This window comes from Nocardia vinacea (assembly GCF_035920345.1).
GTDB classification, from domain to species: Bacteria; Actinomycetota; Actinomycetes; order Mycobacteriales; family Mycobacteriaceae; genus Nocardia; species Nocardia vinacea_A.
Map to the genome: position 1 here is coordinate 7902751 of NZ_CP109149.1, position 7375 is coordinate 7910125.

1 protein-coding gene is annotated in these 7375 nt (G+C 66.8%); it reads left to right on the forward strand.

The genetic code is table 11. From position 1 onward, the window contains the following. Positions 1 to 26: 26 nt before the first annotated feature. A complete protein-coding gene (locus OIE68_RS35935; protein WP_327095383.1) occupies positions 27 to 7373 on the forward strand; it encodes a non-ribosomal peptide synthetase in 7347 nt (2448 codons plus the stop codon). The last annotated feature ends 2 nt before the right edge of the window (positions 7374 to 7375 follow it).

A 7375-nucleotide genomic window follows, 5' to 3' on the forward strand; every position in this document is an offset into this window, starting at 1 on the left:
TCGACCCGAGAGGTGATTACACCCGAATGGAAACTGCTCGTCGTTCCGCCCGAGGTAGTCGCCGCCGCAGGTCGGGAAGCCCGCTGCTCGCTCAGCTGCTCACTGCCGCAGTGGAGTCCGCGGCCACCTCTGTCGCACTCCGCTTCAACCCGACCGAAAACCCGGCTGATCAGCGTGAACTCACCTACCGTGAACTGGATGCCGCCTCCTCGCGGGTCGCGCGCGAGCTGATCGATCGCGGGATCGGCGCGGGCGATTACGTGGCGATGGGTATTACCCGCTCGGTCGAATCGATCGTCGCGCTGTGGGCGATCGCGAAGACGGGTGCGGCCTATGTGCCGGTCGATCCGAACTATCCGGCGGACCGGATCCAGCACATCGTGACCGATTCAGGTGCCGCACACGGTTTGACCACCTCGGCGCATCGGGCCAAGCTCGGGACCTCGGCGTATTGGATCGAATTGGATGATCCGGTGGTGTCGGAGCGCATCGCCGCCCGGCCCGATCATCCGGTCTCCTACGCCGATCGGGTGCGGGCGGTCAATGAAAACCATCCGGCCTACGTCATCTATACCTCGGGTTCCACCGGTAAGCCGAAGGGCGTCGCGGTCACCCACACCGGTCTGGCCGGGCTCGCGGCGATCGGCGAGCACTATCTGATCGACGCGGATTCCTGCGTCTCACATCTCAGCTCGCCCAGTTTCGACTTCTCGATGATGGAGACGCTGTTCACCTTCTCGGTGGGTGCGACGCTGGTCATCGCGCCGCCGACGGTATTCGGCGGCGTCGAACTCGCGGATCTGCTGCGCCGCGAGCAGGTCACCCATCTGCTGATCACCCCCGGTGCGCTGGAATCGCTCGATACCGCTGATCTCGATGACCTGCAGGTCGTGGTGGCCGGTGGTGATCGGCTCCCCGCGGAATTGGTGGCGCGGTGGGCGGATAGCGGCCGCTCGGTATTCAATGCCTACGGGCCGAGCGAGGCGACCGTCATGGTCACCAGCACCGAGGCCCTTCAGTCCGGTGAGCCCGTCACCATCGGCTCCGCCATCGCGGGCGTAGGCGCCTTCATTTTCGATGCGCGGTTGCGTCCGGTGCCCGCTGGGGTCGTCGGTGAGCTCTACGTTTCGGGTGCGGTGCTCGCGCAGGGCTATCTCGGTCGACCTGCGCTGACCGCGGAGCGCTTCGTGGCCAGCCCGTTCGGCGGGGAGGTCGATGGCCCCGGTGCGCGCCTGTACCGCACCGGAGATCTGGTGCGGCGCACCGAAACCGGTGCACTGGAGTACCTGGGACGATCCGATTTCCAGGTCAAGATCCGCGGTCTGCGTATCGAACTCGGCGAGATCGATGGCGCGTTGACCGCACATCCGGATGTCGACTTCGCGGCCACGCTCGGCAAGACGCTGCCCTCGGGGACGACCGCGCTGATCGCGTATGTGCTGCCGCGTGACGGTGCCACCCTCGATACCGGTCAGCTGGCCGCGCATATCGGAGAATCATTGCCGGACTACATGATTCCGGCCGCGATCATGGTTTTGGACGAGATTCCGCTGACCCCGGTCGGCAAGCTGGACCGGGCGGCACTGCCCGAACCGGTCTTCGCCGCACGTCAGTTCCGTGCCCCTGCGACACCGGTCGAAGAGATCGTCGCCGATGTATTCGCGGCGGTGCTGCACAGGGGTAGCACGGACGCGCGCGTCGGTGTCGATGACGACTTCTTCGAACTCGGCGGCAATTCGCTGCTGGCCACCCAAGTCGCCGCGCGTATCGGGTTCGCGCTCGGTATCCGGGTGCCGGTGCAGCTGATCTTCGAGGCCTCGACGGTATCCGTACTAGCCGAACGTGTTGAGCAGCACGCGGGTTCGGCCGACGGCCGGGCGCTCACCGCGCAGACCCGTCCCGATCGGATTCCGCTGTCGTACGCGCAGCAGCGGATGTGGTTCCTGAACCGTTTCGATACGGCCAGCGCGGTCAATAATATTCCGCTGGCGGTGCGGCTGTCCGGGCGACTGGATGTCGACGCACTGCGTGCGGCGGCGCACGATCTGACCGACCGGCACGAGGTGCTGCGCACCATCTATCCGGACATCGATGGTGAGGGCTTCCAGGTAGTACTGCCCGTAGCCGATTCGCGCGCGGTACCGGAACTTCCGGTGACTGCCGCTGTGACACAAGAGCTTTCGGATCTGATCAGTGCCGAGGTGCGGGCCGGATTCGATGTGACGGTCGCGCCGCCGGTGCGGCTGCGGCTGTTCCAGCTCGGCGAATCCGAGTACGTGCTGGTGTGCGTGGTGCACCACATCGCGGGAGACGGCTTCTCGCTCGGTCCGCTGGCCCGCGATCTGGTGGCGGCGTACTCCGATCGCATGCGCGGCGGGCGGCCCGAATGGCCGCCGCTGGCGGTGCAATACGCCGACTACACCATCTGGCAGCGCGCAACCCTCGGCAGCGAGGACGACCCGGAATCGGTCTTCGCGCAGCAGATCGAATTCTGGCGCCACGAATTGGCCGCGCTGCCAGACCAATTGGATCTGCCAGCGGATCGGCCGCGGCCTGCCACGTCATCCCACGACGGCGCCGTCGTCGCCTTCGACATCGATGCCGAGATCCACGCGCGACTCGATAATCTTGCGCACGAACACAATTCGACGCTCTTCATGGTCGTGCACGCGGCGCTCGCGGTACTGCTCGCCCGGCTGTCGGGCACCCGCGATATCGCGATCGGCACCCCGGTCGCCGGTCGCGGTGAAGCGGCGCTGGACGATCTGATCGGCATGTTCGTCAACACCCTGGTGCTGCGGACCGAGATCGATCCCGGCATGACCTTCGACGATCTGTTGCGTGCGGTGCGCAAGGTCGACATAGAGGCCTTCGGACACGCCGACGTACCGTTCGAGCGGCTGGTCGAGCTGCTCGATCCGGTGCGCTCGGCCGCGCGGCATCCGCTGTTCCAGGTGATGCTGGTGTTCCAGAATCTGGCGCGCACCGAACTGGAGCTGCCGGGCCTGACCGTCGCGGGTGTGGATCACGGGGTGTCGCTGGCCAAGTTCGATCTGCAGCTCGAGATCGCGGAATCGGACAGAGCTGCGCACGGCATGACAGCTACGTTCACCTACGCAACCGATCTCTTCGACGCCGCCACCGTGCAGGACTTCGCCGATCGCTTCCAGCGGGTGCTGTCAGCGGTAGCCGCCGATTCCGACGCGGTGCTGGGCGATATCGATCTACTGGCCCCCGGCGAGCGCGATCTGGTACTGCACGAATGGAATTCGGCCGGGGCGACGGTGCCCGATGTGACGCTGCTCGATCTCATCCAGACGCAGGCACGCCGCCGTCCGGATGCGATCGCGGTCCGATTCGGTGATACCGCACTGAGTTTCGGTGAACTGCAGCGGCGCGCGAACCAGGTGGCACGGGCGCTGATGGCGCGCGGTGCGGGACCGGAAGCGCTGGTCGCCGTTGCCGTCGGGCGGTCCGAGCAGTTGCCCGTCGCACTACTGGGCGTGCTCACCGCCGGTGCCGGATATCTTCCGATCGACATCACTTACCCGCCGCAGCGACTCGAGTTCCTGCTCACCGACGCGCAGCCGACCTGTGTACTGACCACATACGATCTGCTCGGCGAGATTCCGGCGGCGGATGTTCCGGTGGTGCTGCTGGATGAGACCGCGGGCTTCGGCGAATCGCCGATCACCGATATCGAGCGCACGTCCCGGCTGCGTCCGGACAACCTGGCCTACGTCATCTACACCTCGGGCTCCACGGGTGTCCCGAAGGGCGTCGGCGTCGCGCACCGCAATGTGGTGGAGCTGTTCGCCAACACCCAGTTGATGTTCGAATTCGACGATACCGATGTGTGGACGCTGTTCCATTCCTTCGCCTTCGACTTCTCGGTGTGGGAACTGTGGTGCGCGCTGGCCAATGGCGGCACCGTGGTCGTCGTCGACCATCTGACCTCGCGTTCGCCGGAACAGTTCCGCGACTTGCTGATTCGCGAACAGGTCACGGTGCTGAATCAGACGCCGTCGGCGTTCTATCAGCTGGCCGAGGCCGATCGCGCCTCACATGCCGGAGACCAGGGCAAATTCGCGCTGCGCTATGTCGTATTCGGCGGTGAGGCACTGGATCTGCGTCAGCTACGCCGCTGGTACGAGCGGCACGCCTTCGATGCACCGTGGCTGGTCAATATGTACGGCATCACCGAAACCACGGTGCACGTGTCGTTCCTGGCATTGGATGAGCAGCTCGCCGAGAATCCGGCCAGTGCGATCGGTCGCGCACTGCCAGGCCTGGAGAGCTATGTGCTCGACGACCGGCTGCATCCGGCTCCGGTCGGGGTGGCGGGCGAAATCTATGTCACTGGTGCACAGTTGTCCCGCGGCTACCTCGGTCGGCCCGGGCTGACCGCGACCCGTTTCGTCGCGAATCCATTCGGGGTGCCGGGATCTCGCGTGTACCGCAGTGGCGACCTCGGTCGCTGGGCCGGTTTCGCGGGCCATGCGAATCTCGAATACGCCGGGCGCAGCGATCAGCAGGTGCAGCTGCGCGGCTTCCGCATCGAACTCGGTGAGATCGAATCGGCGTTACTGGCCCAGAGCGGGGTCAGCCAGTCGGTCGTACTGGTGCGCTCCGACGAGCACGCTGGTGATCGCCTGGTCGGATACGTTGTGGCCGAGGCGGATTCGCAGGTGCAGGGTGCGGAGCTGCGTGCCGCGGTCGCCGAATTCCTGACCGGCTATATGGTTCCGGATGCGATCGTCGTACTGGACGCACTGCCGCTGACCCCGAACGGCAAGTTGGACCGAAAGGCGCTGCCCGCACCGGAATTCGTCAGTAGCGCCACCTACCGCGCCCCGCATACCCCCATCGAGCAGGCCGTCGCCGGGGTGTTCGCCGGACTGCTCGGTGTGCGCGATGTCGGCCTGGACGACGATTTCTTCGGCCTCGGCGGTAATTCGCTGCTGGCCACCAGGGCCGTCAGCCGAATCAACGAGGCGTTGGACGCGAATGTCTCGGTGCGCGAACTGTTCGAGGCATCGACCGTTTCGGCGCTGGCCGCGCGGATCGTGCCCGGTTCGTCGACCGGAACCCGTGCCCCACTGGTCGCGGCGGTGCGCTCGGAGCGGGTGCCGCTGTCGCTGGCGCAGCAGCGCATGTGGGTGCTCAATCAATTCGATACCCGCTCGGCGGCCTACAACATCCCGCTCGGCATCGGCCTGACCGGTGCGCTCGATGTGCAGGCGCTGCGCGATGCGATCGCCGATGTGCTCGAGCGGCACGAGGCGCTGCGCACGCGCTATCCGTCGACGGGTCCCGGCGGGCTGCCGTACCAAGAGATCCTGCCGGTCGCCGAGGCCTGGCCGGGTGGGCTCGCGGTCGAGTCGAGCACCGATCCCATCGTCCGCATCACCGAGCTGATGTCGACCGGATTCGATGTGACCCGAGAGGTTCCGGTGCGCGGTGTGCTGCTGCGCGGTACCCCGGACCGCCATCTGCTCGCCATGGTGGTGCACCACATTTCGGCCGACGGTGCCTCGATGGCCCCGCTGGCCCGTGACCTGATGCTCGCCTATGCCGCGCGCTGTGCGGGCGATGTCCCGACCTGGACGCCGCTCGAGGTGCAGTACGCCGACTTCGCGATCTGGCAGCGCGAGGTCATCGGCACCGATGACGATGCGGACTCCGTCGCCGCACAGCAATTGGCCTACTGGCGCGAGCAACTGGCGGGGCTGTCCGGCGCGATCGAGCTGCCGCTGGACCGGCCGCGCCCCCCGGTGCCGTCCATGCGCGGTGCGTCGACGGCCTTCACGCTCTCGCCCGAGGTGCACGCTGGACTGATTCGCATTGCCCGGGAACACAATTCGTCGCTGTTCATGGTCGTGCACGCGGTGCTCGCGGTGCTGCTTGCGCGGCTGTCGGGCAGTTCCGATATCACGATCGGCACCCCCATCGCGGGCCGCGGTGAGCGCGCGCTCGACGATCTGGTCGGCATGTTCGTCAATACCTTGGCGCTGCGCACCACGACCGAATCGGGCACCACCTTCGATGCGTTCGTCGAACATGTTCGCGAGACCGACCTTTCGGCCTTCGGCAATGCCGATATCCCGTTCGAGCGGGTGGTCGAGGTGGTGCTGCCGAACCGCGCGACCTCGCACAATCCGCTGTTCCAGGTGGTGCTGTCCTTCGACAATCTCGAGCAGCCGAAGCTGGAACTGCCGGGGCTGACGGTCGCGGCACTGGATACCGGTGCGGTCGCGGCGAAGTTCGATCTGCAGCTGACCGTCGAGCCACGGCACGGCGCGGACGGCGCGCCCGGTGAGCTGGTCGCGGTATTCAATTACGCCACAGACCTTTTCGATGCGCCGACGGTGCAGGCATTTGGCCGCAGGCTGACTCGGATCTGCACCGCCGTCGTCGCGGACCCGCAGGTCAGCGTGGGCGATATCGATATCCTCGATGCCGCCGAACGCGATCGCACACTGGCCGCGCCGGAAACGGCGCCGGAGCCTGCCGCCGACGGCGTACCGGTCACCAGTGGTGCGGCCCTGACCCAGGCGCTGGCCGCCGCGGTGGAGGACGATCCGGACGGGCCCGCGGTGGTCTTCGGCGAGGACGCGGTGTCCTTCCAGGATCTCGACGCGCGGTCCTCGCGACTGGCTCGGGTGCTGATCGGCCGCGGCTGCGGTCCGCGCACCGGTGTCGCGATCCGACTGGATCGCGGGGTGGACGCGGTGGTTGCCACCTGGGCCGTGCTCAAAGCGGGCGCCGCATTGACCCCGGTGACCGCCCTCGACGGACCGCTGCCCGTTGGCCTGCAGGTCAAGGTCGGACTTACCACCGGTGCATGGCCCGCCGACAGCAGCATCGACTGGCTGGCACTGGACGATCCGGACGTGCTCGCCGAGATCGCCGCCGAATCGCCGCGACCGGTAACCTACGCCAACCGGACCCAGGCGCTGCGCGGTGAGGATCCGGCCTTCGTCGCCGCGGTTACGTTGTCCTACAACGATATTTCCGTCGCGACCAAGCGGCTGCGGGCGCGCACCGAGCTCACCTTCGAGTCCCGGCTGTTCCGGCACGGCCGCGCGGATTCGGCGGCGGCGCTGTTGGAAGTGGTCGCGGCCGGCGAGAACGGCGCGTCGGTGGTGGTGACCGCCGGTGACCTGGATAACGTAACGCTTTCGGCACTGTTGGCCGACGAATGGGTTACGCATCTGTTCATCGATCGGGCCGGACTCGGGCCGGTCGAGGTGACGGGGCTGGAGGATCTGCACGCGGTTGTGCTGGATGACGGCGCGCCCGCGCCGGAATTCGGGGCGGTCCCGGTTGTGGTCGACCTCGGTGCGCTATTGGGCATCCACGACCCGAGCTGATC

Bases quoted from the DNA above. Each gene is read 5' to 3' on its own strand.
- OIE68_RS35935 (WP_327095383.1), top strand. From the start codon at position 27: ATGGAAACTGCTCGTCGTTCCGCCCGAGGTAGTCGCCGCCGCAGGTCG.